The sequence below is a fragment of the Bacillus sp. TH25 genome (assembly GCF_016650935.1).
Classification (GTDB): Bacteria; Bacillota; Bacilli; order Bacillales; family Bacillaceae_G; genus Bacillus_A; species Bacillus_A mycoides.
Map to the genome: position 1 here is coordinate 1 of NZ_JAEKEU010000013.1, position 25,102 is coordinate 25,102.

Annotated in this window: 21 protein-coding genes and 5 pseudogenes; 7 read left to right on the plus strand and 19 right to left on the minus strand. The window is 33.5% G+C overall.

Features of this window, described 5'->3' with window-relative positions; translation table 11 throughout:
- Nucleotides 1-399 (minus strand): spore germination protein (locus JFT89_RS12135; RefSeq protein ID WP_201040075.1); only part of this gene is annotated, 399 nt, incomplete at its 3' end.
- A gap of 431 nt (nucleotides 400-830) precedes the next feature.
- Nucleotides 831-3,059: an MMPL family transporter gene (locus JFT89_RS12140; RefSeq protein WP_201040064.1), complete on the minus strand. Its 2,229-nt coding sequence runs from the start codon at nucleotides 3,057-3,059 to the stop codon at nucleotides 831-833.
- Nucleotides 3,060-3,181: 122 nt separating this feature from the next.
- On the opposite strand from JFT89_RS12140, the gene JFT89_RS12145 reads away from it, so the two are divergent.
- Nucleotides 3,182-3,805, plus strand: a complete 624-nt coding sequence (locus tag JFT89_RS12145) for a TetR/AcrR family transcriptional regulator (RefSeq protein ID WP_002136246.1) — start codon at nucleotides 3,182-3,184, stop codon at nucleotides 3,803-3,805.
- 126 nt (nucleotides 3,806-3,931) lie between these two features.
- On the opposite strand, the gene JFT89_RS12150 is transcribed toward JFT89_RS12145, so the two are convergent.
- Nucleotides 3,932-4,585, minus strand: coding sequence for an MBL fold metallo-hydrolase (locus JFT89_RS12150; RefSeq protein WP_002065336.1), 654 nt, complete (start codon nucleotides 4,583-4,585; stop codon nucleotides 3,932-3,934).
- 66 nt (nucleotides 4,586-4,651) lie between these two features.
- Nucleotides 4,652-5,059 carry a GNAT family N-acetyltransferase gene (locus tag JFT89_RS12155; RefSeq protein WP_201040065.1) on the minus strand — a complete coding sequence of 136 codons (408 nt, stop codon included), beginning with the start codon at nucleotides 5,057-5,059 and terminating at the stop codon, nucleotides 4,652-4,654.
- Between the two features lie 640 nt (nucleotides 5,060-5,699).
- On the opposite strand from JFT89_RS12155, the pseudogene JFT89_RS30745 reads away from it, so the two are divergent.
- Nucleotides 5,700-5,876: pseudogene (locus tag JFT89_RS30745) on the plus strand (MarR family winged helix-turn-helix transcriptional regulator); the annotation flags it as partial.
- A gap of 439 nt (nucleotides 5,877-6,315) precedes the next feature.
- On the opposite strand, the gene JFT89_RS12165 reads toward JFT89_RS30745, so the two are convergent.
- The 6 genes and pseudogenes from JFT89_RS12165 to JFT89_RS12190 form a co-directional block, all read right to left on the minus strand.
- Entirely contained in the window at nucleotides 6,316-6,819 is a 504-nt protein-coding gene (locus JFT89_RS12165; RefSeq protein ID WP_201040066.1) for a GNAT family N-acetyltransferase, read from the minus strand.
- 326 nt (nucleotides 6,820-7,145) lie between these two features.
- Nucleotides 7,146-7,358: pseudogene (locus JFT89_RS12170) on the minus strand (N-acetyltransferase); the annotation flags it as partial.
- Between the two features lie 107 nt (nucleotides 7,359-7,465).
- A complete protein-coding gene (locus JFT89_RS12175) occupies nucleotides 7,466-7,936 on the minus strand; it encodes a DMT family transporter (RefSeq protein ID WP_201040068.1) in 471 nt (156 codons plus the stop codon).
- Between the two features lie 19 nt (nucleotides 7,937-7,955).
- Nucleotides 7,956-8,648, minus strand: a complete 693-nt coding sequence (locus JFT89_RS12180) for a Crp/Fnr family transcriptional regulator (RefSeq protein WP_201040069.1) — start codon at nucleotides 8,646-8,648, stop codon at nucleotides 7,956-7,958.
- An 18-nt stretch (nucleotides 8,649-8,666) separates the two neighbouring features.
- Nucleotides 8,667-9,092, minus strand: coding sequence for a DMT family transporter (locus JFT89_RS12185; RefSeq protein WP_201040070.1), 426 nt, complete (start codon nucleotides 9,090-9,092; stop codon nucleotides 8,667-8,669).
- A 180-nt stretch (nucleotides 9,093-9,272) separates the two neighbouring features.
- Nucleotides 9,273-9,758, minus strand: a complete 486-nt coding sequence (locus tag JFT89_RS12190; protein WP_201040071.1) for a DUF2798 domain-containing protein — start codon at nucleotides 9,756-9,758, stop codon at nucleotides 9,273-9,275.
- A gap of 233 nt (nucleotides 9,759-9,991) precedes the next feature.
- Between JFT89_RS12190 and JFT89_RS12195 the strand changes: the two genes are divergently transcribed.
- The 3 genes and pseudogenes from JFT89_RS12195 (at nucleotide 9,992) to JFT89_RS12205 (ending at nucleotide 12,809) form a co-directional block, all read left to right on the plus strand.
- The gene (locus tag JFT89_RS12195; protein WP_002136237.1) at nucleotides 9,992-11,194 is read left to right on the plus strand and encodes an EstA family serine hydrolase; all 1,203 of its coding nucleotides are present in this window, start codon (nucleotides 9,992-9,994) and stop codon (nucleotides 11,192-11,194) included.
- Between the two features lie 39 nt (nucleotides 11,195-11,233).
- A pseudogene (locus tag JFT89_RS12200) lies at nucleotides 11,234-11,834 on the plus strand (DUF2441 domain-containing protein).
- A 33-nt stretch (nucleotides 11,835-11,867) separates the two neighbouring features.
- A complete protein-coding gene (locus JFT89_RS12205; protein WP_002136235.1) occupies nucleotides 11,868-12,809 on the plus strand; it encodes a nucleoside hydrolase in 942 nt (313 codons plus the stop codon).
- A 187-nt stretch (nucleotides 12,810-12,996) separates the two neighbouring features.
- Here JFT89_RS12205 and JFT89_RS12210 read toward each other — a convergent pair whose 3' ends face one another.
- From JFT89_RS12210 to JFT89_RS12220, 3 genes are all read right to left on the minus strand, one after another.
- Nucleotides 12,997-13,863 carry an MBL fold metallo-hydrolase gene (locus JFT89_RS12210; RefSeq protein ID WP_016095265.1) on the minus strand — a complete coding sequence of 289 codons (867 nt, stop codon included), beginning with the start codon at nucleotides 13,861-13,863 and terminating at the stop codon, nucleotides 12,997-12,999.
- Between the two features lie 390 nt (nucleotides 13,864-14,253).
- Entirely contained in the window at nucleotides 14,254-15,567 is a 1,314-nt protein-coding gene (locus tag JFT89_RS12215) for a hemolysin family protein (RefSeq protein ID WP_002136233.1), read from the minus strand.
- A 432-nt stretch (nucleotides 15,568-15,999) separates the two neighbouring features.
- Nucleotides 16,000-16,788 carry a class I SAM-dependent methyltransferase gene (locus JFT89_RS12220; RefSeq protein ID WP_080116899.1) on the minus strand — a complete coding sequence of 263 codons (789 nt, stop codon included), beginning with the start codon at nucleotides 16,786-16,788 and terminating at the stop codon, nucleotides 16,000-16,002.
- A gap of 136 nt (nucleotides 16,789-16,924) precedes the next feature.
- Between JFT89_RS12220 and JFT89_RS12225 the strand changes: the two genes are divergently transcribed.
- A complete protein-coding gene (locus tag JFT89_RS12225; protein WP_016095263.1) occupies nucleotides 16,925-17,662 on the plus strand; it encodes a ZIP family metal transporter in 738 nt (245 codons plus the stop codon).
- Nucleotides 17,663-17,744: 82 nt separating this feature from the next.
- Nucleotides 17,745-19,445, plus strand: a complete 1,701-nt coding sequence (locus tag JFT89_RS12230; RefSeq protein WP_201040072.1) for a pyruvate oxidase — start codon at nucleotides 17,745-17,747, stop codon at nucleotides 19,443-19,445.
- Between the two features lie 44 nt (nucleotides 19,446-19,489).
- Here the strand turns inward: JFT89_RS12230 and JFT89_RS12235 are convergent, their stop codons facing one another.
- From JFT89_RS12235 to JFT89_RS12260, 6 genes and pseudogenes are all read right to left on the minus strand, one after another.
- Nucleotides 19,490-20,494: an ABC transporter permease subunit gene (locus JFT89_RS12235; protein ID WP_016095261.1), complete on the minus strand. Its 1,005-nt coding sequence runs from the start codon at nucleotides 20,492-20,494 to the stop codon at nucleotides 19,490-19,492.
- A gap of 1 nt (nucleotide 20,495) precedes the next feature.
- Complete coding sequence (locus JFT89_RS12240) at nucleotides 20,496-21,362, minus strand: ABC transporter permease subunit (RefSeq protein WP_016095260.1); 867 nt, start codon at nucleotides 21,360-21,362, stop codon at nucleotides 20,496-20,498.
- Between the two features lie 187 nt (nucleotides 21,363-21,549).
- Nucleotides 21,550-21,679: pseudogene (locus JFT89_RS30255) on the minus strand (MFS transporter); the annotation flags it as partial.
- A 267-nt stretch (nucleotides 21,680-21,946) separates the two neighbouring features.
- Nucleotides 21,947-22,978, minus strand: a complete 1,032-nt coding sequence (locus JFT89_RS12250; RefSeq protein ID WP_201040073.1) for an alpha/beta hydrolase — start codon at nucleotides 22,976-22,978, stop codon at nucleotides 21,947-21,949.
- Between the two features lie 298 nt (nucleotides 22,979-23,276).
- Nucleotides 23,277-24,785: pseudogene (locus JFT89_RS12255) on the minus strand (ABC-2 family transporter permease); the annotation flags it as partial.
- Between the two features lie 92 nt (nucleotides 24,786-24,877).
- A partial coding sequence (locus JFT89_RS12260) for a hotdog fold thioesterase (protein ID WP_201040074.1) occupies nucleotides 24,878-25,102 on the minus strand: 225 nt, incomplete at its 5' end.

Consider the following 25,102-nt stretch of genomic DNA (forward strand, 5'->3'; position numbering starts at 1 on the left):
CCGCTCTTTTGAGAAATGTATTTTTAAATGCTTCCTCTGACTCAGACCAGTTTTCGGATAACCGTCCCACAGACTGCACATTGACATCGAAAGAGATTTTATCCCCTTTAACATGGGGCGTAATTTTACTTTCCATGATTTCATAATGTGCGTATCAATAAGATCTTTATCTGACAGCCCTTCTACAAAAACTAGCACAGCCCGGATGCTAGTCCCGCCGATATTAAACTCTCGACAATAAACGTCCGAGTTATCAAGAGCTTGTTTTTTTATGACCTCTAAATCTAAGTTGAAATCTCCTGTAAAATAATCTTCAGAAACCTTTGTCGCGTTATTCTCATATGTATTTCCTTGTTCTTGGCTTTGATTAACTATTGAATCCTGCGCTTTCACCTTCATCACTCTTTCTCAAAAAACTCCCTATACTAATCTTCTAATATTTATTCTCACTTAAATGTCCCGTATGGTTCGTTAGATTATTCTTTTTCTAATGTGCGAATCCAACTAAAAAATCTTGAAATTATATATGGAATGAAAAGTACGATAAAGGCTTGTATAAAAACTTTCCACTCAGGTACATACAAAACAATCTTGTCCCACATTTTTATCATCCTATAACAAGACATAATTTTAGAAATTCCTCACTCAATTGGAATTTCTTACGAATTATTATGTCTGATAAGAAAAATTTTAATGCACTTAAAACCTCCTCATACATTTCCTTTATATTTTTCGTTACATATTCAAAATAATCATTCTTTATCAGACCAATAAATAAAAAATAAGGTTGCCTTAAAATCAGTTTTACTGACCTTATCGGCAACCTTATTTTATAAAGTATCTTCTTTTTGTAATTGCTTTTCCTCTTTCCAAAGTTTTCCTGGCCAAAAAGCGAAGCGTCCTAAAACGACTGTAATTGCAGGCACTAACAGTGGTCTTACAATAAATGTATCTAGCAGTACACCGATTGCTGTCACAATACCGAATTGAACTAAAACTTGAATTGGCAATGTACCTAATACTGCAAATGTTCCTGCTAAAATTAAACCTGCGGATGTAATTACACTACCTGTTTGTATAACACCATTTTTAACTGATTCTAAATGATTTTGTTTCTTTTTATTCTTCCATATTTCAGAAACCATAAAGATATTATAATCCTCTCCTAAAGCAACTAAAAATACGAATGCATATAACGGTATCGCACCTTGTATCGCGGGAGCTCCCATACCGAAATGCAGTAAAATCCAGCCTGCTCCTAATGCAGAGAAGAAAGATAAAACGACAGTTACAATTAAGTAAATCATCGCAACGATTGAACGTAAATACACGAGTAAAAGTAAAGCGATGATACTAATCATAACCGGAATAATAACCGCTTCATCCCGTTCAGTAATTTGCTTTGTATCATATAAGGAAGCTGTTTCTCCGCCAATCCATAAATGATTCTCAGCTTTACTAATCCCTTCATCTTTTAATACCTTTTCTACACTATTTTTCAATTCAGGGATTTGATCTAGTGCTTCAATTGAGTATGGGTTTTCCGCTAAAGAAACTTCATACATTTGCAATTGATTATTTTCTTTTCCCTTCATTGGCTCTTTCACTTTATTAACAAAAGATAATTTCTCTATTTCTTGTTTAATAGGTAAATCTTTTCCCTTTGAATCAACTACAATCTTTACTGGTGCTAATTCTCCTGCTGAAAAATGATCCGTAATTAATGTAAATCCTTCACGTGATGGCATATCTTTCGGGAATGATTCTAATAAATCGTACGTGTATTGAATACGTGGTACAAATGAAGCCAATCCTCCTAATAAAAATACAGTTAGCATAATAATTGTCCACGGTTTACGTACAACAATATCCCCAAGCTTTTTACTAAAGGTCCCCTTTGTAGTTTTTACTTTTAAAACTTTCTTTTTCGCAAACTCTTCATTCATTGCAGTTGTTCTCGGTATGAATGGGAAGAATGCAACTCTACCAAAAATCAATAAAAATGCCGGAAGAATTGTTAATGCAGCGATTCCCATTATGAAAACAGCAACACTAAATGGTACTGCAAATCGATGAAAGGCTCCATAATGTGCAAGTAATAATGTTCCTAATCCAAGTACGACAGTTAATGCACTCATTATAATTGCCCCGCCAGATGCTTTAATCGCTAGTTGCAGTGCTTTATATTTACTTTCTTCTTCTAGTAAATACTCCCTATATCTCGAAATTAAAAATAGACAATAGTCTGTTCCAGCGCCAAACAATAATACTGTCATTATTGATATCGCTTGGGCATCTACTTTAATCCATCCATGATCGGCCAAAAAACCAAGTGTAGGACTTATAATACCGTACGCAAATCCAACGACAATTATAGGCAAAATCGCTAAAATCGGTGAACGGTACAGTAAAATTAATAAAACCAATACTAGTAGTACAGTAGCAACTAATAATTTCACATCAGCTTGACTGAATAAACTTACCGCATCCGTTTGAATACCTACAGGTCCAGATAATCGAAGATGTAAACCAGAGTCAGTAATTTTTTGTTTGAACGGATCTTCATCCACTTTACTATTCACTATTTTTCGTAACTCTTCTAAATTACCTTTTAATATATCCGTTCCAGCAGATTTATTAAAAAATATTGGTGTAACAAATGATGTACCATCTTTTGATGCACTTTTTGATAATACTTGCTCTGGAATTGTATCAAATGGTGGTAATGTTGATTGTTCTTTTAAAGGACTGGCCTTTAATTCTTTATAAACGTCTTGTATGAGTTTATAATCCTTTGACTGTAATCCACCATCTCGATGCCATACTACTAACAACGGATTTCCTGCATTATTAGGAAATTCTTTTTTCATAAGTGCTTCAGCTTGCTGTGACATAGCTGTTTCAGGTAAATTTTTCGGATTCGGTTCTTTCATACTGTTTACTTGTGGCAACGTAAATGAAAGTACTAATGTAATAAGAATCCAAATCGATAAAGTCATCCATTGCGTATTCTTCCCTGCTACAAGCTTCCCTAACATATGTAACGGGTGCTTTTTCATAAAAACCCACCTTCCTTTTTCCCTCCAATATTAATTATATATACCAGTCGGTTAATTAATCAAGAATGATTAAACAATTATGTTATAATTATCTCAATCATAAATGTCAGGAGCGAATGTATTTGGAACAAAAACAACGTCCTCTCGGAAGGCCTCGTCAAAATAAAAATACAAAATCTACAAAAGAAATCATTTTAGAAGTTGCAACTAGGTTATTTCTCACTCAAAATTATCAAGTTGTTTCGATGGATGAGGTCGCGAAAGAATGTGGTGTTACAAAAGCAACCGTCTACTATTACTATTCAACAAAAGCGGATTTATTTACCGCTACTATGATTCAAATGATGATAAGAATCAGAGAAAATATGGATCAAATCCTCTCTACAAATAAGACTTTGGAAAAAAGATTATTGGACTTTGCTACAGTATACTTACACGCAACGATAGATATTGATATGAATAATTTTATGAAAGATGCAAAACTCTCTTTATCTGAAGAGCAATTAAAGGAATTAAAAAATGCCGAAGATGACATGTATGAAGTATTGGAAAAAGCACTTGACAATGCGATGGACCTTGAAGAAATACCTAAAGGGAATCCAAAATTAGCTGCCCATGCGTTCGTAGCTTTATTATCAATCGGGAATTTTAAAGATGAGAATCACAATCCTATTCTTGCAAATATAGATGAATTAGCAAAACAAATCGTTTCGTTTTATTGGAATGGGTTAAGTCATCAAAATTAAATTGATTATATTTAATAAAGAGCACGTTTGAAATTCCTTCCAACATGCTCTTTATTAATTTAAGGGTTTTATTTATATACTAGCAATTAGATTATACTTTAGCACCGATTAACAAAAAATTCTTATCTACAGCTTTTGAATTTGTGCATTTATATTCCCCTTACTTAATCCACCATGGTAACAAACTACCGAATCAATTTCTAGATTTAAATACTTCTTCAAAGAATTTTGCGCTTCCTTTACGTCCAAAGTAGTTGGGGCATGAATTCCCCCTAAAATTCCGTTTACGCTATACATTGAATCCCCAGCGATAAGAGTTTTACTTTGTCTCAAATATAAACTAATATGACCAGGAGTGTGCCCTGGGGTATGAATAATAAGAATACCACCGCAATATGGAAGTTCTTGGCCTTCAACCAAAGTATCATCCACTTTTCCTTTTGGTGGATTCTCTATATTTCCATCTTTCAATAAAGGTAAATCCCCTTCAATATATGGCTTATCTAGCTCGTGAGCATAAACTTTAATATTACTTCCACAGTTCTGCAACAACTCTGGGAGGCTACCTATATGATCTATATCCTGATGTGTCAAAATGACAACTTTTAGCTTATCAAACGATACCCCAACTCTCTCCATCTCTACTTGTATATCTTCAATTTGTCCAGGGAATCCAGTATCTATTAATACTGCCATTTCATCATCCCATATAAGAATTGGGTGAATAATAAATTCTTGAAATTCAATGTGCAGCATTTCTACTCCTTTAGCAATCTCCATACAGCAATTCTCCTTTATAATAAAGTTTGAAAATATGCACGAGTAAACTGATAATATAAAGCCCAGCTATCTAATAATATGTTTTGTCATCCCAATAGAGAATGCCTCAAACCCTATAGATTCATAGTAAGATTGCAATTTTTCTACACACATAAGTTGGGGAATAACCTTGTTTTGTTCACAGTGCCGGATTAATCGTTCCACTATTTCTTTTCCAATGCCTATGGACTGATACTCTGGCATTACACATACACCGCAAATAATGCCCGTTATTACACCATCTGATATTACTCGTCCCATCCCAATTAATTGTTGCTCTTTAAAAGCATATATCACATACCAACTTTGTTTACACATTTTCTCTAACTCGTTAACCGATAATTCAAGAGAATTCCATCCTAAAGATTCATACATAGTTAATAATTCATTGAAATCTTTAGGGGGTTCAATCGTGTAATTTAAAATAGTTTTCATGTAAATACTCCCTATCATCCTTTTTGTTTTATTCCAAAAAAATTTTGACCGACGTTAAACTGACTAGAACAATACTTCAATAAGAAAAAATGAAACTCCTTCTCTTTAAAAACATAAGGAACTTAATAAGATTGGTACCATATATATTTCTCTATTTAATATTTGTTTAATATATCAACTAATGGTGAGTATAAAATATATACATTTCAACCATCACCAAATACTGAATCTAAATTACAATTATAAGAAAAAGAAGGTATCTCATCTTTGTGAGATACCTTCTTTTTATATCAATCTATCATTATATTATCAACCGAAAATCATACAGCTACATACGATAAGAACAAACAAAACTAATAAACTATTTGAGAAATAACCCATAGAATACTACCCCTTTATTTCATTATGTAAAAGATTTTACCATAAAATTATTAATAGTATAATGACTGAAAAAGACATTGGCTTCATTAGTTTTTTATGTATAAAGTAATATTTTATAATCTTTCTACTCACCGCTCATAAAAAACTTTAACTTTTCCTCTACTGCATCTCTCACGATTTAAATAACATTGATATTATTTGATTTTAAGTAAAAATAGTAATAAAATAATTACTAAATTGATAAAGGACACGAAAAATAATGACTAATAAAGAATTAATAAACGAATACATGAATTTATTATTAAATATGTCAGGTACTTTCAAATTATTATCAGAGAAATCTACTGAATTTACACATTTAGAGCAACACATAGTTGAGTATATTAATCATATACAAAAGAAGACCTCGATTTTATTAAATTCATATAATAATCTATAGGATAGTTAGTCCATTATGAGGGCCAATTATCCTTTTTATTTACATAATGAATGAAATAAGTAAACAATAAATATTTAGTTTAATCAGTATAATAAAGATATATAACTTGAAACGTTCGATTGGTTTTTGGAGGAGGACAAAGCCTCGGTGCGAAGGCAGCACTCCGCTTTCGAGGACATTAAATAAACAATCCTAATTTGATTAGAGGCGGCCTTAAAGATAAACAAAGGACGGGAGAGTGTTTTAATGAGAGTTCACGAAATACCCATTGTAAATAAAAAGGCTTACCTTTTACTGAATGTGGAAGGAGGACATGCTTCAGTTATGGTTTGTCACTATTTGGATTATAAATCAGTTCTTTTATCTTTATCTGGATTCTCGCCCAAACTAATGACCTCTTCTCCTTTTCACTAGTTTCGAGTTAGGTTCGGGATTTCTAAAGGTCGCGTACGTTCCAAACAATCTCACCGCGCTCGTCCCACGTACTGTGATGCCTCTCAAATCCTATCTTTTCTAACACCCGGAAGGACGCAACATTCCAAGCGCCTACAGTCGACCAAAGTCTGTGGCGCCCGGTAGCAATCGCAGCGTCTAGCACAGCAGATGCTGCCTCAGTCGCATAGCCTTTGCCATGAGCACTGTGGAACAACTCGTATGCGATCTCCGGCTCTTCAAGTGTGGAACGACCGATAATCAATCCACAGTATCCAATGAAATCTCCTTCGTCTCGTCGGCGAATAGTGAGAAGGGAAATGCCATTTTCGCCTGCCCTCTTACGCATCTCGATAAGCTTGCTACGAACGGCGTCAAGGGTTGGCATATCCACACCACGTTCGCCAATTAATTTTCTCATCCAGACTGAATCCGATTCCTCCCACATACTCAGATCAAGTCGTTCGGTTTTCAGCTGGAACTCCATAGCTTTAAATAAAGCTGTCATAGTGGAAACCTCCTAGTTATATCACTGCATTCATAATAGCTTCGCATCTCATCACCACATCAGGTTGGAAAATAGATTCGCAAATCTATTTTCCAACTCTCGCGAGAGTTTATAGCAACAGTGTACAAAAAATTAGTGTTATTTTATGCATAAGTACTTACCCTACCAAATAGACCTTTTTGTCAAACTTTTTTCAAAACTAACTATAATATAAAATATAAAGGCAAAAACATATTGTACATATCAAATAGGTCCTTGCCTTTCCTTTACTTTTATTGACTTCAACAACTATAACCTAAATATAATTCGGACGAGGTCTTTTTTATTTATCTTTCAACTAAGCTAATTGCTAACTCACGTTTGTATCGAATAGATGTGAAACCTTCGCTTACAGGTAGCCCATAAGCTGGTCTTTCATCTTGGTATTTAAATCCAACTGCTTCATAAAATGGAATTCCCATATCATTATCTTTTGTAACTGAAACCCATTGTTCTTTTTCACCACGTTCAATTTGATTATTTGTAATAATGTACACCATCTATCTTCCAACATGTACTGAATCACTTATTTTCTCTCCTTATCGCTCATTTACTACCACCTAAATGTATATGTTCTAATTATTAACATCTATTTCCTTTAAATTCTTTAGGCCCTATCCTCATTTATAGTAATAGCTTTCTTATTCGAAAAAAGATTTTTAAAAATCCCTATCCCTACAATTAATAGACCTATACCAATTAATTTATTTATTTGTAAAGGTACTCTCTCCATTCCAAATAATCCAAATGTATCAATGCATAATGCAACAACTAATTGAGTGATAAGGCTAATGAGCACCGTATAAGCTGGACCTAAACTCTTTATTGCACCCATTATACAAATAATTAATCCGATGCCAAACAATCCACTTATATAAAATAAATAATTTGTAGTATAGAAGTTAACGCTAATACTTTTCTCTGTAATGATATAAAATAGAACAGAACTTATGAGACCTATTCCAAGAACACATGCAGTTGTTAGCCACTGTCCTACATTTCCATTCACTTTCGTATTAAAAACAGATTGTAAGCTAATTAATATTCCAGCTAATATAGCTAAACTAAATCCAATCAAAATCCTTCTCTCCCTTTCATTACTCATATATATTATTTTTAGCAACTTCCTTCATTCTAAAAAAATCTTTAATTACAATAACTCCATTATTCTTTTCAATTAATTTTTCATTATAAAATTTTTGTAAAACTCGAATTGCATGTCTATAACTTACACCTATAAAATCTGCAATACTTGATACAGAAGTTGAATCCAAATCCTCTTTATACATATTCCCATTACTATCCGTTGAAATTGAAAGTAAATAACTAGCTACACGTACTTCTACCGGATAAAGTAAATTTAGAGCTGTAAAACGAGTCGATATTTTTAACGTGTTCGCAATATTTTCAAGCAAAAAGTTCATAAATATAGGATCATGTAATAACTTGTTTCTAATAACCTTATAAGAAATAGAAATAGCTACTACATCTGAACAAGCTTCAACAACGTTATGTGCTTTACTATTTTGTATTAGTTCAATATCACCAACAATCGCCAACGGATTTATAAAGCGAAGAATCAGTTTCTTTCCTTCTGGTGTAATCGTGTAAACTTTTACTTTTCCTTTAATAACAAAATATAAACGATGAATTTCATCATCTTTATCGCAAATAAGCTTGCCTTTTTCAAAATGATTTACTTGAAAATTGTCAGTATTTATTCCTGAAAAAATTTCAATTATATTATAAGCTTTCAAATATTGAATAATTAAGTCTGATTTATTATCCACTTACAGTCCCTTCTTTCCTTACATATTAAACACAAAAATACCTAAAATCATTACTATTGTCCCCACAATATGGTATCTCTCCATTTGTATCTTTTTTATATGAAATAATCCTTTCATTTCAATAACAGTAGCTGTTAATAATTGAGCAACCATAAGTGTTCCAGCTGTTAATGTAACTCCCATTGAATATATCGCCATTGTTTCCGCACAAATAATCAACCCACCAAGTGCGCCAGCTGCTAAATATACTTTTTTTACACCCTTTAAATCCGTTACTTTCTCTTCTTTCTTTAACAAAAATATAGTTACTGCAATAAGAAACCCAATTAAATGCGTCATAATACTCGTCGACCATATACCGATATCTGAACTAAGTTTCGCATTAAACGTACCTTGAAGTGTAATGAATACTCCTCCAAAAACTGCAAGTAAAATACCTTTCAAAAAATCATCTCCTAATCTTCTATCTATGATTTAATTAAAAGCTACAATACTACAACGACAAAAGGACAAATGTCACATCGATATGAAAATAATTAGTAATTCACACGAAAAAACACATCTCAACATATGTGAGATGTATTTAAAATATTTTATCCATATATAATGTTTTATCAATTAAAACTACGCTACATTAACACCTTTATTCTTCAAAACACACTTTCCAAATAAGAAACGTACAAGAGGTCCCATTATTATTAATTGAAGTGGGTACGCTATAATGAAATTTTTAATAAAAACCGAAAAATAAATTGAAACGAATGAGTCACCATGTAACCCATTATGTAAATACATCATAGCCATTCCGTAAAATGACATAAAGAATACCATTCCAATTACCATTGTTGTTGCCATCGCAATAATCATGTTTACTTTTTTTGATTTATCAAATGGTAATGCAAATACAATCTTTTTCGCACACGGCCCAACGATACATATTTCAATTAATAGCGCAATAATAAATCCGATAACAAGTTCTATTAAGATCTCCTTAACATGAATTGGCCCTCCTGCTCCATTCATTACTAAATTGTAAAACGTCATAACGATAACCATCCCGAGGCACATCATCATACCAAATTGGAGGTTTTCCTTTCTTGTTGTTGGCAATTTCTATCATCCTTTCTGTTTAAGTCTTTGTCATTATATCGATATTGAAAACCTCTTCGTAAGTGAACATTTTGTGAACGTTTTTAAAGAGATTTCAGATTTCTCCCCTTTTTCACTTAAATTCTCATGTTCTATAATTTTATTTTTTTATAAAGGTTTTATATATCTCAATGTTGTATTACTACATATAACATTTTTTCGATATCAATACTTAAAAGTAAGGAGATTAAATAATGGAACAAACCATTCATATTGACGGTTTCGTCAAACCTGGGTTTGAAAAAGTTAAGGATGCATTTATAGAAAATTTTACAACTCGTGAAGAATTAGGGGCGGCATGTTGTATCTATTTCAACGGTGAGTGTGTTGTTGATTTATGGGGTGGGTATCGTGATCACCAAACTAAGGAATTTTGGACAGAAGATACAGCAGTTCTCATATTTTCTGGGACAAAAGGGTTTGCTGCTCTTGCATTAGCTTTAGCCCATTCAAAAGGGTATATAGATTACGATGAAAAAGTATCTACTTACTGGAATGAATTTGGGATAAACGGAAAAGAAAACATTACAGTCCGGCAGTTACTCGGACATACAGCGGGATTATGCTGTATTAATGAATTACCATTACATACACTTAGTGACTTTGATACCAAAAACGTTGCCCCATATTTAGAAACTATGAAACCAGCTTGGGAACCTGGTACAAAACACGGCTATCATACTTGGACAATCGGCTGGTATATAAGTGAGTTAATTCGTCATGTAGATCCAAAGGACAGAAGTCTGACTCAATTTTTCAATGAAGAAATTTCATGCCCCTTGCAAGCCGAAATGTATATTGGTATCCCCTCTACCCTTTCGGATGAACGAATAGCGACTATTAAAGGAATCCAATCTATCTTTGATATATTTAAAAACTTCGGCTCCTTCCCTAAAAGCTTACTATGGGCATTTATGAATCCAAAATCATTAGCAAAACGTAGTATGGTTGATCCAAAAGGATTATTAGCTCATGATAATTTCAACAAAAGAGAATTACGAGAAGTAGAATTCCCATCTGGAAATGGTATTGGAGTAGTACGTGATATGGCCAAAATATATAGCGAATTTGCTAGTGGTGGTCCTCACTTAGGAATAATCCAACATACATTAGATGAATTATCCAAACCACCTATCCAAACGAAAAATGGCTGGCGTGATGCTGTCCAAACCGTCGACACGGCATTTTCATTAGGATTTTTCAAGCCGTTAACAACCGGTTCTAACTATGGAAATCCATCTTGCTTTGGTCATCCAGGTGCAGGTGGCTCCTTATGTTTTGCTGATCCAATTAATCGAGTCGGTTTTTCATATGCAATGACACGAGTTGGCATGCAAATGTTTGATGACCCTAGAGAAACAGCAATCCGTAAAGCTTTTTATAAAATAATTCTATAATTTCCGTTTATATATGAAAAAAACGCTAGGAGGAAAATCATGAACGAGAACGAATTTTACGTTTATCACGTTGTTACTAGAAAAAAATGAACTTCGGACAAATCATTCACTTTGACAAAAATCAAACCAATACTCTATATCACTTCTTTTTGAAAGAGAACAATTAAATTCTAATGGTGAAGACTCCATTCAAATTTTAAAAAGTCATTATCTCAATGAGGAATTACATATAAATAATGAAAATGCTAAAGTAGTTATGAATTATGTGGATCAAACAATTAGAGCGGTTAGAGAAACGATTGTGGAAATGGTTAGGCTGCAAGAATTCCCTGAATATCCCTCAAGATTGTCTTGCTTATATGCTTCCAAAAGCTATGAGGATGCTTTGAAATGGAAAGCTTTATTTGATTCTTATAATCGAGATGTTTTACAGATTGTTAAACTACGAGTGATTGGAAGTACTTTTGAAGGTGATGGAAACCTTTTGCCGAAAGAAGATGGTATTCCTTTCTCTCAAAAAATTGAACAAGCTAGAGAGTATTGGAAAGGAAATGTTAGAAATGAACTTCCTGAACTACTCATTAATGGGGAGATTGAAGTGGTGGAAATTATTGATGATTTTTCATCAATTAAAATTTAATTCCTGGTTAAATTTTAAAGAATGGAGATTAAAATGATGAAAAAAGTGTACTTCAATCATGATGGTGGTGTAGATGATTTAATTTCATTATTTTTATTACTTCAAATGGAAAACATTGCACTTACTGGTGTATCCGTTATCCCAGCAGATTGCTATTTAGAACCAGCAATGTCTGCAAGTCGTAAAATTATCGATCGCTTCGGCAAAAGTAATATTGAAGTAGCAGCGTCAAACTCTCGTGGGAAAAATCCATTTCCAAAAGACTGGCGGATGCATGCATTTTATGTAGATGCTTTACCAATTTTAAATGAGTTTGGAAAAGTTATAACACCCGCGGCAGCTAAACCTGCACATCGTCATATAATAGAGACTCTTCTACAAACTGATGGAAAAACAACTTTATTATTTACAGGGCCCCTGACTGACCTTGCTCGTGCATTATATGAATCTCCAATAATCGAAGATAAAATTGAACGTCTCGTTTGGATGGGCGGTACATTTCGTACTGCGGGAAATGTACATGAGCCAGAACATGACGGAACAGCCGAATGGAATTCATTTTGGGATCCCGAAGCAGTAGCTCGTGTTTGGAATGCTAATATAATCATTGATTTAGTAACTCTAGAAAGTACAAACCAGGTTCCGCTAACTATAGACATACGTGAACAGTGGGCAAAAGAGCGTAAGTATATTGGTGTTGATTTCCTTGGTCAATGCTATGCAATGGTTCCCCCTCTCGTTCACTTCTCAACGAACTCTACTTACTATTTGTGGGATGTATTAACCGCTGCGTTTGTTGGGAAGGCTGATCTTGCAAAAGTACAAATGATTAATAGTATTGTTCATACATATGGACCTAGCCAAGGGCGTACAGTGGAAACTGCTGATGGGCGACCTGTAAATGTTGTTTATGATGTAAAACGTGATGTATTTTTCAACTATATAACTGAATTAGCAAAGAAAGCTTCTACTTGAAATTCTATCTATACGAAAAATAAATAAAGTCGTATAATTTCAGATGATGAGCCTGCAAAAAAATTCAAATTGGTTGCGACTTAATATTTACTTATTCAAAAGAGTATTGAATTAACTTTCAATACTCTTTTTGTGCAATTATATTATATTTGATCAAAATAAGCGTTAATTTGATTAGAGTTGTATTTTACAAATTATTCATTTCATAACCATTTACAAAATACGTTATTGTTTCTAACTCATCTTCATTTAATTCTCTATCTAGTTCTTGTTTATACGCTGCCTTTATCTTTTCTTCATCGCCTTTATGAGCTTCTGTATAAGTTCCTACTGTTTTTAGCAAACAAATCTCTCGCAAAAACTCATTTCGATCTATTGCTTCCCCATGAGAAAGAATATATGTCTCAGCATCAAATTTCTCTAATTCTTCTATTAATGTAAACGTTCGTTTCGTCGTATAGTTCCACTTCGAAGAAAAAATATCTGCATATATACAGTCTCCTAAAAACAATATCTTTTCTTCTTTAATATACATAACAACAGAGTCATGTGAATGATCTCCGCCCACATGCTTTAACACACATGTCACATCACCAAGGTCTAATTCAAGTTGATCCTGGAACGTTAAGGTCGGAGGAATAATTTTAATATTTCTTGGTTTTTCACTGAACTCTTTTTTGATACATTCCGCACAAAATTCAATTTCTGTACCTTCTTTTACACGTGCGTCCAATGCCTCATCCGTCCACTCGTAAGAAACAAGTGTGTTCATCTCTTTTTTCGTTTCAATATGTGCAATAGATACTGCATCTTGTAATACAGGCAATCCAAAAATATGATCCCAATGCCAATGCGTTAATGCTACGAAATCAGGATTTGATACATTCTGTTCTTTTAGCATTTCTAAAAACAATTGTGCATGTTCTTCTGAATTTCCTGCATCAATCATTAAAGTTTTTTCTTTTCCAACGACCATTCCTAATATAGGTCTATCTGTTTCAGAAACAGGTGTCATATACCAAAATGAGTTTCCTATTTTTTTAATTTGCTGCATAACTATTGCCTCCACTTATGACTGTGTGAAAATTTCCAGCCAAGAAATTTCTTTATTTTGTATTTTGATTATTAGTAAATAACAATGTCAAAAATGAAATCATTCTACATTTTTTATTATCTAGTGAAATACAAATACTAATTTTGACAAGGGAATCATTTCTCAACATTTGTTACTTTTAATCTATTTTACGCTACGAATTTACATTTAAATTATATTACAATTTGTATAAATGAGATATATTTTACAATATCGAAGGAGTGTTGAACCTTGAATGCAAAGGAAACAATCATTCCCTATTTCGGTAATGTATTAACAGCTAGAGAGTTGATCAATCAATTCGTTTAATAAAGAAGGCTACCATATTACCAGCTGCATAAAAAGCAGCAACTATACAGTTGCTGCTTCCAACATTTCTTTTTGTATTTCAACACGTTTGATTTGGTGAGGGTCTTTAGAAAGAATTTTAAATACATATCCTTCGCTATTTACTGTTTGCCCTTCCTCTATATCATAATTCTGCATCAGAATCCAACCACCTATCGTATCAACATCACTATCATTCATATGTAATCCTAGTAAATCATTTAATTCACTAATTAATACCTTACCTTCTACGACAACATGATCTTCATTCATTTGCTGGATGGGCGGACGCTCATCTTCATCGTATTCATCACGGATTTCTCCTACAATCTCTTCCAGAATATCCTCAATGGTTACAATACCAGCCGTACCGCCGTATTCATCATATAACACAGCTAATGGAATACGTTTCTTTTGCATTTGTAGTAAAAGATCATGTATTGGTATAGTTTCAATTACTCCGATTACTGGACGCGTATACGATTGAATTGAACTAAATTCTTTTGTTTCTTTATTCATATAACGAATAAAGAAGTCTTTCACATTCACCATACCAATGATTTCATCTTTATCTTCCCCAAATACTGGGTAACGTGTATACTTTTCATCACGAATTATTTTCATATGGTCTGCTAAAGAATTATCTACATGTAGCCCTATAATTTCTGTACGAGGGACCATGATTTCTTTCGCAATACGATTATCAAATTCAAAAATATTATTTACATATTTGTATTCAGCTTGATTAATTTCTCCACGTTCATAGCTTTCAGAAAGAATCAATCGTAATTCTTCTTCTGTATGTGCTACATCATGCTCTGATGCAGGTTTTAAGCCGAACATTCCTGTTATCATCCTTGCAGAGCCATTTAACAAGCGAATAAACGGATACATGATTTTGTAGAACCAGATAAGCGGAGCCGAAAGTAATAACGTAACCTTCTCAGCCTTTTGAATCGCGAATGTTTTTGGTGCTAATTCACCAACTACAACATGTAAGTACGTCATAATAGTAAAAGCAATTCCTAAAGATAATACACCTGCAATGGAAGGATTGATGTTCCACTTATCAAATAAAGGATGTAAAAGTCTCTCAATCGTTGGTTCACCTAGTGCCCCGAGTCCCATTGCTGTAACTGTAATCCCTAATTGACAGGCTGACAAATACTCATCCAAGTTTGATGTCACTTTCTTAGCTGCCAGCGCACCCTTCTTTCCTTCTAATACAAATTGATCAATCTTTGATCCTCTTACTTTTACAATAGCAAACTCAATTGCCACGAAAAATGCAGTACATGCGATTAAAACCGCTACCATGATTAAATTAAATATGTCCAACTAATTCCCTTAGCTTCCTTGAAACTAAAGGATTCACCTCCTGATATATTTTCTCTTTCCAGACCTACTTCATACACATTAACATGAGATTGTATAAACTCTACATTCTCAAAATGATGAGGGGTACTCTGAGAAAATCGAGGTCATTTAGCCACCTATCCGAGTCAACATCTGAGTCCAATACATTTCCACCGCCTTGATTAAATTATCTATATGTTAGCATGAGAAATAAATCCCAGTCAACGTTTACATTTTGTATACCCTGAAATTCAAACAAAAAGCTTCTCTTTCCTGTTACATAAAACCTCTTAATGTGTGCATCAAACACTATCCACCCTCATAAAAAATACTAGCAAAAATCTAATAAATAATAGACTTTAATTCGTATTTATAAATCTATAATTGTCACTTATCACCTTATATCCACCAACACTATCTTTTCTTCCGACATATTACCACCATAGAATAACAATCCTCTCTCAACTCATTTCCTTCCCAATCATTATATATATGCAGCAATTCAAACCCATTTAATTGTAACAATCTTTCTAATTCTTGTGGATACGTATACCGAAGATCTATTGTTGTTTTCAGTTCCTCCACTAGCGTATTATCCTCATAAAACCTTCTTGTTGTTATGTAGTGCTGTATTTGCTGAATTGAATCATATATCATTTCAGTATATAAATCACACTTTCTTCCCTTTTCATCATTAACAGTTGTCCAATATTCTTCTGTAGATGGTTGTATTAATTCTTCTTTTGAAGGGAAACGTGTATCGAATATAAATATACCATTGTCAGCTAACACATGATGAATAGATGTTAATAACTGATTTTGATGTATATTCGTAAGAAAATGCTGAAATCCATGGCCAACCATATACGCAAACGGAATTGTTTCTTCAATATTCAATTGTAAGCAGTCTTGCTGTAACCATTTCACATTCGTTAAACTCGCAGATTTACTCTTCGCTTCAGCAAGCATTCCTTCATGTATATCTACACCAATCATTTGATATCCGTTTTCTATGAATGGAATTGTGACTCTCCCTGTTCCACAGGCAATATCTAGAATCCATTCATTTTGTATATTTAGTTTTTTCGCCCATGATAGTAAAAACGGAAAATCTGATAAACTTTTATTTTCCACATCATATCGTTTCGGATTTTCGTATTCGGATAAACTCCAATTTGTCTGCAAACTTATTCCCCTTTTCATCTTTCCACTTAAATTTAATATGTAAATTATAACGAATTGTTAGTTTTTTCTCTATAATCAAACACAATTACTTGGACTAATCTAACTTTCCTTTTCGTAAGCTAAAAATAAGTGGAAAGAATCGGAGTGTGATAAAGTGGAACGATTATGGATCCCAATGATTGTTACGTTTTTTTCATTCGGTGGATTACTATTAGGCGGTGCTGTTGGAGTAGCAACACGCCAACTAATTGAAGAAAAGATGCATCGCTTATACGCATTATGTGGTGGGATTTTGCTTGGACTTTTATCACTTGAAATTATTCCTGAGACATTTTCAAGCTATGAAATAATAGGTCCTATACTTGGGATAGCTATTGGTATTTTAGTTATGAGCTTATTAGATAACTATTGCCATCATCCGATTATACATAAGAAAGATCAACAAGCATGGCAAACCTTCCTTTTTCTTTCTTTCGCTATATTCATTCATAATATGCCGAGTGGGTTTGCGTTAGGTACAGCATTTATAAATCATAATGACTCTGCCATTCCTTTCCTACTTGCGATTGTCATTCACCATATTCCAGAAGGGTTAGCTTTAATTATTCCATTTCTTTTTACAAAACATAAATACATTTCATTTTTATTAACAACTTTATTACTTTCTCTCATCCTAGGAACCGGTACTGTTTTTGGCATTATGATGGACGGGAAAGCGCTCCATTTACAAGGGCTTATTATGGGAAGCGCAATTGGTTCTCTTGGCTATGTCACAATTCACGAAATGCTTTGGAAAGCAAAAAAACAGCTACCTTTCCTTCCGTTTCTATCGTGGTCTATTAGTGGATTTTTACTAATAATAGTCTTCACTCTTTTCACTGGACACCATTAAAACAAATAAGTTATATCATTTGTATATTTTTCCTTTTTCTCCAAAACATAATAGTATCTACCTATTATAAGGAGGAACGATTATGTTTGGAAAAACAGCCGGTGAAGCATTAGTGGATCTTTTAATTGACTGGGGTGTAGAACACATATATGGTATGCCTGGAGATTCCATCAATTCTATAATTGAAGCTTTAAGAAAAAAACAAGATAAAATTAAATTTATTCAAGTTCGCCATGAAGAAGCTGGCGCGTTAGCAGCGGCAGCCTATGCGAAATTAACAGGAAAACTTGGTGTTTGTATGGCTATTGCAGGACCTGGGGCTATTCATTTATTAAACGGTTTATACGATGCCAAACTCGATCAAGCTCCTGTACTAGCAATTTCAGGACAAGTAGAAACCGACTTACTCGGAACGGATTTTTTCCAAGAAGTAAACTTAGAAAGAATGTTTGATGACGTTGCGGTTTATAACCAACGAATAATGTCAGCTGAACAATTACCTGCTGTAGTGAATCAAGCTATTCGAATGGCATATACAAAAAAAGGTGTCTCGGTTCTTACAATTCCAGATGATGTTCCGAAATTTGAAGTGAAAAATGGTGCGCGCATTACAAACTCTTCCTTTACATTACCAGAAATATTTCCGCAAGATGAAGATTTAGCTATAGCGAAACTCGCACTTAATGAAGCGAAAAAACCTGTTATTTTAGCCGGGAAAGGAGCAAAACATGCGAGAGAGTCTTTACTTGCATTTGCAGAACATATCGGTGCTCCAATCGTACTTACATTACCAGCTAAAGGGATTGTTCCTGATGAACACCCTCTTTGTATCGGTGGATTAGGATTAATCGGGACGAAACCTTCTTATGAAGCAATGAAGCATGCAGATACTTTAATTATGGTGGGCACTTCTTATCCGTTCACTGGTTTCTTACCCGAAAAAGCAAAAACACTTCATATTGATACAGACCCCGCACAAATCGGGAAACGTTATACGACAGATATCGGCTTAGCTGGTGATGCTGATAAAACATTAAAATGGTTAATTGAAAATGTAGAAAAACACGAGGATCATTCCTTCTTAGAGCATCATCAAGAAATGATGAAAAAGTGGGAAGAAAAATTACATACTCAAGAAGAAGATTCTTCTACTCCAATTAAACCACAACGAGTTATGCATGCACTGCAGAAAGTAGCAGAAGATGACGCAATTCTTTCAGTCGATGTAGGAAATGTAACAGTATGGACTGCAAGACACTTCCGTATGACAAACCAGAAATTTATCATTTCTAGTTGGCTTGCAACACTTGGCTGCGGTTTACCTGGTGCACTTGCTGGACAAATTGCTTTCCCGGATAAACAAGTGTTTGCAGTTTGTGGTGACGGCGGGTTTGGAATGACAATGAATGACTTCGTAACAGCTGTTAAATATAAACTACCAATCGTTGTCATTGTATTAAACAATAATAAAATTGCTATGATTAAATTCGAACAAGAAGTTATGGGGAATATTGAATTTGGTACAGACTTAACGAATCCTGATTTCGCAAAATACGCAGAGGCGTGCGGTGGTATTGGATACCGTGTAGAACAGTTAGATGACTTACTTCCTGCCTTTGAAAATGCGGTAAAACAAAGTAAACCATGCATTATTGATGTAGTTGTAGATGTAAATGAAGCACCAATGCCAGCAAAAATCACATTTGGTCAAGCAGCTGGTTATACGAAACATATGATAAAAGAATTATTTGAAGAAGGTAAGATTGATTTACCACCACTTTAAACAAAAAAGATAGCTGAAAACAATTTGTCTTCAGCTATCTTTCTTTATTTTTGTACCTCTTTATAGAAAGAAAAATCATTCATAGTAGGTTGTACTTGCTTCTCTACTTTCACTTCTTTATCCTTCCTCTTCGGCATTCTTACATTTCCTAGTTTAATCGCATCTTGCATACTATTACTAATAAGATTTCCTGACAAGATTGTCATACTATAGAAAGCGATTGGTATAAGTACAATCCATGTATGAGTAGTTAAGTGACGGAAGTTTTGACCAATTAGGCCAGTCCATTCCTTTGTTACACTATCTGCATCTATAGCGCCAAAAATTATTGTTCCGCCAAAAAATAATTCTAACAAACCAAGATGCAAGAGGAGTAATAAAGTACTTACAAATTGCTGGGCTACTAATAAAAGGAATGATGGTAACATATGCGGCCATACATGACGCTTCAGTCTTTGCCACTTACTTCCTCCAAGCACTGTTGCCGCCAACATAAATTCTTCTTTCTTAATTCGCTTGACTTCTTGCGCTACATACAACATAACTGTCGGTACTGCAAGACATGCAAGAACTATAATTTGAAACGCAACTCGCAAATGAAACGGAGCAGCTGCCTCTCCACTGTCGAACATTAAAACTTCCTTTAAAATAAAATAGGAAATCATAACCATTGGCACGGTACTGAATGGATCAAAAAAAGATGAGATAACTGGAAATGAGCGTTTACTGTACATACCAAGTAATAAACCAATGCCTCCCCCAATCACTACACGTAAAACTGCAATAACTATACTCGCACCTACAGTCCATTTTGCTCCTTCTATTATTAACTGGAAAAGATCGCGACCTTTGTCATCACTTCCGAACCAAAATTTACTCGATGGCGAAAACGGAGCAGCCTCTAATTCTCCTTTTTCGTTATACAACATCGTTAGTTCTCGAATGTTCCCATCGAAAAACAACGTATTCCCAATACTAACAATCATAAGTACACTTAAAAAAGTAACACCAAACCAAAATCTTACATCTCTTTTAACAACTTGCCACATATTATACACGCTCCTTTATAACATTTTGTAAAAGCGTATGTAATAAACGAAACAAGATAAAAATCGGTACATATAATATAATTAAACTTACTGTGAAAATTTCTATGTTCGAATGTTCTTTTACAAATACAAACATTCCATATGTGTTAAAAATCCATTCAATAATATATAAATTGGATAGCATAAATAAAATATTTGTTTTCGCATAATAAACTGTCGTCAATAAAACATTTCTTGAAATATGATGTGTCAAAATATGCCGTAAGCTTAACCCTTTACTCTTGGCAAACATACTATAATCTTTCTCTAATTCTTCTCTGAACCTTAATAACAAAAGTTTAATAAACAATAACGTTGTTGGTATAGTAAGACATATAATTGGTAACAAACGTACTCTTTCTTCCCCTAATCCAGCAAGTTTGATTGGCATAAATCCTGTTTTTTGAAAAATAATTACGACAAGAAGTTGCGATAATAAAATAAGTAAAATATCTGGTATGCTCTCAAGGGTAAGAAAAATCCCATTCCATATTCTTTGTTTCATATGAGAACGCTGCAGCACAAAAACAACAAGTACATATGCTATACATAAAGAGAGTAAAAAAGCTGAAAGAAATACTATCATCGTTTCAATATAATGGATCCAAATTTGCGGAAACAATTTTTTCGGTACCTGAAACCCATATGTAATTTCAGTTGGATGAAGTAATTTCTCTCCTACATATATGATTGCATTCCAAAAACCGATTAAATCAATTTGCAATCCCTTAAATAACCGAGGGAGCGCACCTAGACAGATTATACATAAGATTGCAGCTAATAATTGTAAACAAGTAATACCACACCACTTAGCAGTTCGCATCAACATAACTATTCCCCTTAGAATTTGATAGAATATTCAGAGATAAAAAGTTGGACATATTACATCTCTTCAGCTATACCCTGCACTCTCTTTTGCCCACTAGGCAATATAGCTTGATAAAGGCACGTAACAAATAATAATAAACCAAATAGAGCATACAAACTATTTACCATTTGATTAATACCTGTTGCTGCACTGTATTGGTCTAACAAGTAAAACATTAAAGAAATTCCAGCAATCATAGAACCGAGTCGCTCTAAAATATTTGCTAGAAAAAAGCGTGCATACACTTTCTTTCGAAATAACTGTAGCATTTCTTTCATACTCAATATCCTTTCTCTCGACAAAATATTATTATTTCGGTCATTTCTCGGAAGTCTTGTTATATTTTTCGACCATTATCCAATCTTTTCCTTCTTTATAAAAAACAAGCTAAAAAAAAGACCCTTGTTCATAAATACAAGAGTCTTTACATTTTTCTTCACTTCACGAATTTGTTGTGGATATTTATCTAAAATCTTTAAACTTCTCGCTAATACCTACTTAATCTCTCAATTTTTTTAATTTCCTAAAGTTCGGATACATTTGATTTACTTGACGAATGTGTCGCACATCCATTTATAAAACTTTTCCTTCTCTTCAAATTGCGGATAATGAGCTGATTTCTCAAAAGTAATAAATTCTTTTTTATCAGCTTCAATCATATCAAAATATTTTTTTGCTGCAAGAAATGAAGTATTATAATCATATTTTCCCATAAGAAAATAAAACGGTAGATTCAGCTTAGTTACTTTAGTAGGTAATGGATTCTTTAAATCTTTTTCTAATAAAACTGTTTGAGAATAGGATAATCCATAGTTATAACGAATTACGTCAAACAAGTTATATTCATTACTGAATAACATCCCTATGTTATCACCATCTGGATTTTCAATAAGTCTTGACGTTCCACCGTATTTCGCAACATAATTTCGCGGGGTATATGTATCGCCATTTTTAATTTGTTCAGTTAACCCTTTTAAATGTGAAACCTCATCCGCATTCCCAGCATTTTGTGCCTGTTCAATAACGTAGTTTAAACTATTCATCTCACTTTCTACTGTATCACTCATCTGCCCTATACCAACATACGCTTCATATTTTTCAGGAGCTTTATTGGCAGCTTGCATTCCAATATATGTACCGTAAGAATGACCAATCAATATTACTTTTTCTTTACCGAGACGTTTTGAAACGTAATCCGTCATAGCTAATAAATCCTCCACGAGTAGATCTGACGAAAGGTTAGAATAGTCTTCAAAGAAATGATACGATTTCCCGCTTGCTCTTTGGTCATAATTAACAACTGTAAATTTCTCTTCCAATAAGTCTTGATATTTTTGAGCATACGGTATTTCTGAAGAACCAGGTCCACCATGTACAAAGATAATAACTGGATTACTCTTATCTTTGCCGCGTATCATAATTTCATGATCACTTCCATTTATCTCTACTTGTCCTAATGTACTTATACTGTTATTACCTTTTATTTGTGAAGTCCATGTAGAAAATACTAGTGCAATGATTATTAGTAGTATAATGATGACTCCAATAAGTTTTATTAATTTTTTTATATTCTTCATAAGACTCTTCCTTTCTGTTCAATTTATAAAATATCAATTTAATTCTATAAAACTACATCAAATCGCCTCAAAAATAAGCGCGTAAACCAATTACATTCTCCAATTTCCACTCAATCTTTTTGTACATTATTAATTTCCCATAAACTTCTTAACTTTCCGCTATATAAACCCTTATTTTTTTCTTAATTTTCAATATTCTAACCTCAGAAAGAATTTATAACATCTCGCATACACATATTTATGTATGACACCTATAGAAAAAAGCCCTTGTTTTCATAACAAGGACTTTTTTCTTAAACTATTTCGCTACTTCTTCTTTCGGCATTACCATCCCTTTATAAAGTTGGACAGTAATCCAATAATAAATGAAATAAATTACTATGAAGATTCCTATTGGCATCCACACTTTTACAAACGGGTCAACTAATATGAAGCTGAATAAGTTAAGCCCTACTAAAACGTGGGAAATTCCAATAATTGCTGGGAAGATAAATAAATATGAAATTTCTTTATATATACTTTTTGTCAGCATACTACGTCTCACACCGATTTTTCGTAACATTTCATAACGGCGTACATCACGAGAAGCGCCCGTTAATATTTTGAACATAAGAGAACTTGCCATCATTGCCAAAAAGGCAATTCCAAGGAAAAATCCCATAAACATTGTCCCACTCATGAAACTGTTCATAAACTGATAAATTGTCATTTTAGTAAATAAGTCTACTTTTGCACCTGTTGTTTTTTCAATTTGTTCTTTTTGTCTCTTATCTATTTCGATCAACAACGGTTTATATTTTTTCATATCATCTACTTTTGCTAATGTCACAGTGTGTTCTGTTCCTTGAATTCCTTTATAATGCTCTTCATCAGCAATTCTTACAGGTTTTCCGTTAAATTGATTATGTGTAATTTGTATTTCTCTTACAACCGCATCTTCCCAATCTTTTGGCATACGAGGAAGCTTATTCGCTACTTCGGGAGCTTCCAAAGCAGAATATACGGGTTCAGTTAAAGGTTCAGCTACACGTTTACGAGCAGGTTCTTTTAAAGTCTTTGTATCAAAATGATCTGAAATAAGTGGTGGTTTTTCAGTTAAGTCGTTACGTAAGTAATAAACTGCTTCTTCATCTACTTTATACTTATACTTACTTTCTTCAACAATTTCCATTTCTTTTAATGCTGCTTTATCTTGTTCATTTGGATCATGAATTACGACATCATACACACGTGAGAAGTCTGTCATAATACCGACGTTCTTTTGAAACGCCATACCTGCTGTCATCGCACCTGCACCTAATGCAATTAACATCGCTACAGTGCCTAGTACCCTCGATAAACTAGTTACTCGAAAACGTAACTGTGCATAAGTAAAACTATTTAATCCCGTTTCATTTCGTTTTTTATTTCCCTTAATTTTCATTACAAAAAGTGGGAGCAACGAGCTAAAAATGAAATACGTTCCTACTGTCGTAACAATTGTCGCTATTATAAATCCTAGTTCAGCAAACATTTTTATATTCACCATAAAATAATATCCTGTACTTACTAGCAATACACCTAGTACTGTCATAATAACAGTGCGAGTCTTACTTTTCTTCACCTCATCTTGCGTTTCATCTTCACGTATTAATTCTAATTCTGTTTTACGTAATAATCGGAAACTATTCATTAAACCAGTAATGAAAAATAATATTAAGAAGAAAATAGATGTAACTAATATAGCTGGTGTGTACACAGATGCGTAATTACCTTTTGCTGAAATTTCCATTCCATTCATTAAAAAATTTCCTGCTACACTAGCAAGTTCGTATGCCAATTAGCGAACTAAAAGGTTTCTTAGAGAAAAAATCCAGTTCTAATTAAAAAAAGAGGCAGCTCATAAGAGCCGCCTCTTTTCTATTTTTCACGTTTTTCTTTAATTGCTACTGTACATCTTGAAATACATAATAAGTCATCATTTTCATCAATGATACGAATATCCCAAACCATCGTTGAATGACCTCTATGTATCGGTGTTCCAATTGCTGTTACAATTCCATCTTGCTTTGAGCGAATATGATTTGCATTAATTTCTAATCCGAAACAAATACATTTCTCTTGATCAATTAAATTGTATGAACC

Coding starts and splice junctions, on each gene's coding strand:
- JFT89_RS12140 (WP_201040064.1), bottom strand. CDS start 3,059: ATGAAAAAGCACCCGTTACATATGTTAGGGAAGCTTGTAGCAGGGAAG.
- JFT89_RS12150 (WP_002065336.1), bottom strand. CDS start 4,585: ATGGAGATTGCTAAAGGAGTAGAAATGCTGCACATTGAATTTCAAGAA.
- JFT89_RS12155 (WP_201040065.1), bottom strand. CDS start 5,059: ATGAAAACTATTTTAAATTACACGATTGAACCCCCTAAAGATTTCAAT.
- JFT89_RS12165 (WP_201040066.1), bottom strand. CDS start 6,819: ATGACAGCTTTATTTAAAGCTATGGAGTTCCAGCTGAAAACCGAACGA.
- JFT89_RS12195 (WP_002136237.1), top strand. CDS start 9,992: ATGGAACAAACCATTCATATTGACGGTTTCGTCAAACCTGGGTTTGAA.
- JFT89_RS12205 (WP_002136235.1), top strand. CDS start 11,868: ATGATGAAAAAAGTGTACTTCAATCATGATGGTGGTGTAGATGATTTA.
- JFT89_RS12210 (WP_016095265.1), bottom strand. CDS start 13,863: ATGCAGCAAATTAAAAAAATAGGAAACTCATTTTGGTATATGACACCT.
- JFT89_RS12220 (WP_080116899.1), bottom strand. CDS start 16,788: ATGAAAAGGGGAATAAGTTTGCAGACAAATTGGAGTTTATCCGAATAC.
- JFT89_RS12230 (WP_201040072.1), top strand. CDS start 17,745: ATGTTTGGAAAAACAGCCGGTGAAGCATTAGTGGATCTTTTAATTGAC.
- JFT89_RS12235 (WP_016095261.1), bottom strand. CDS start 20,494: ATGTGGCAAGTTGTTAAAAGAGATGTAAGATTTTGGTTTGGTGTTACT.
- JFT89_RS12240 (WP_016095260.1), bottom strand. CDS start 21,362: ATGTTGATGCGAACTGCTAAGTGGTGTGGTATTACTTGTTTACAATTA.
- JFT89_RS12250 (WP_201040073.1), bottom strand. CDS start 22,978: ATGAAGAATATAAAAAAATTAATAAAACTTATTGGAGTCATCATTATA.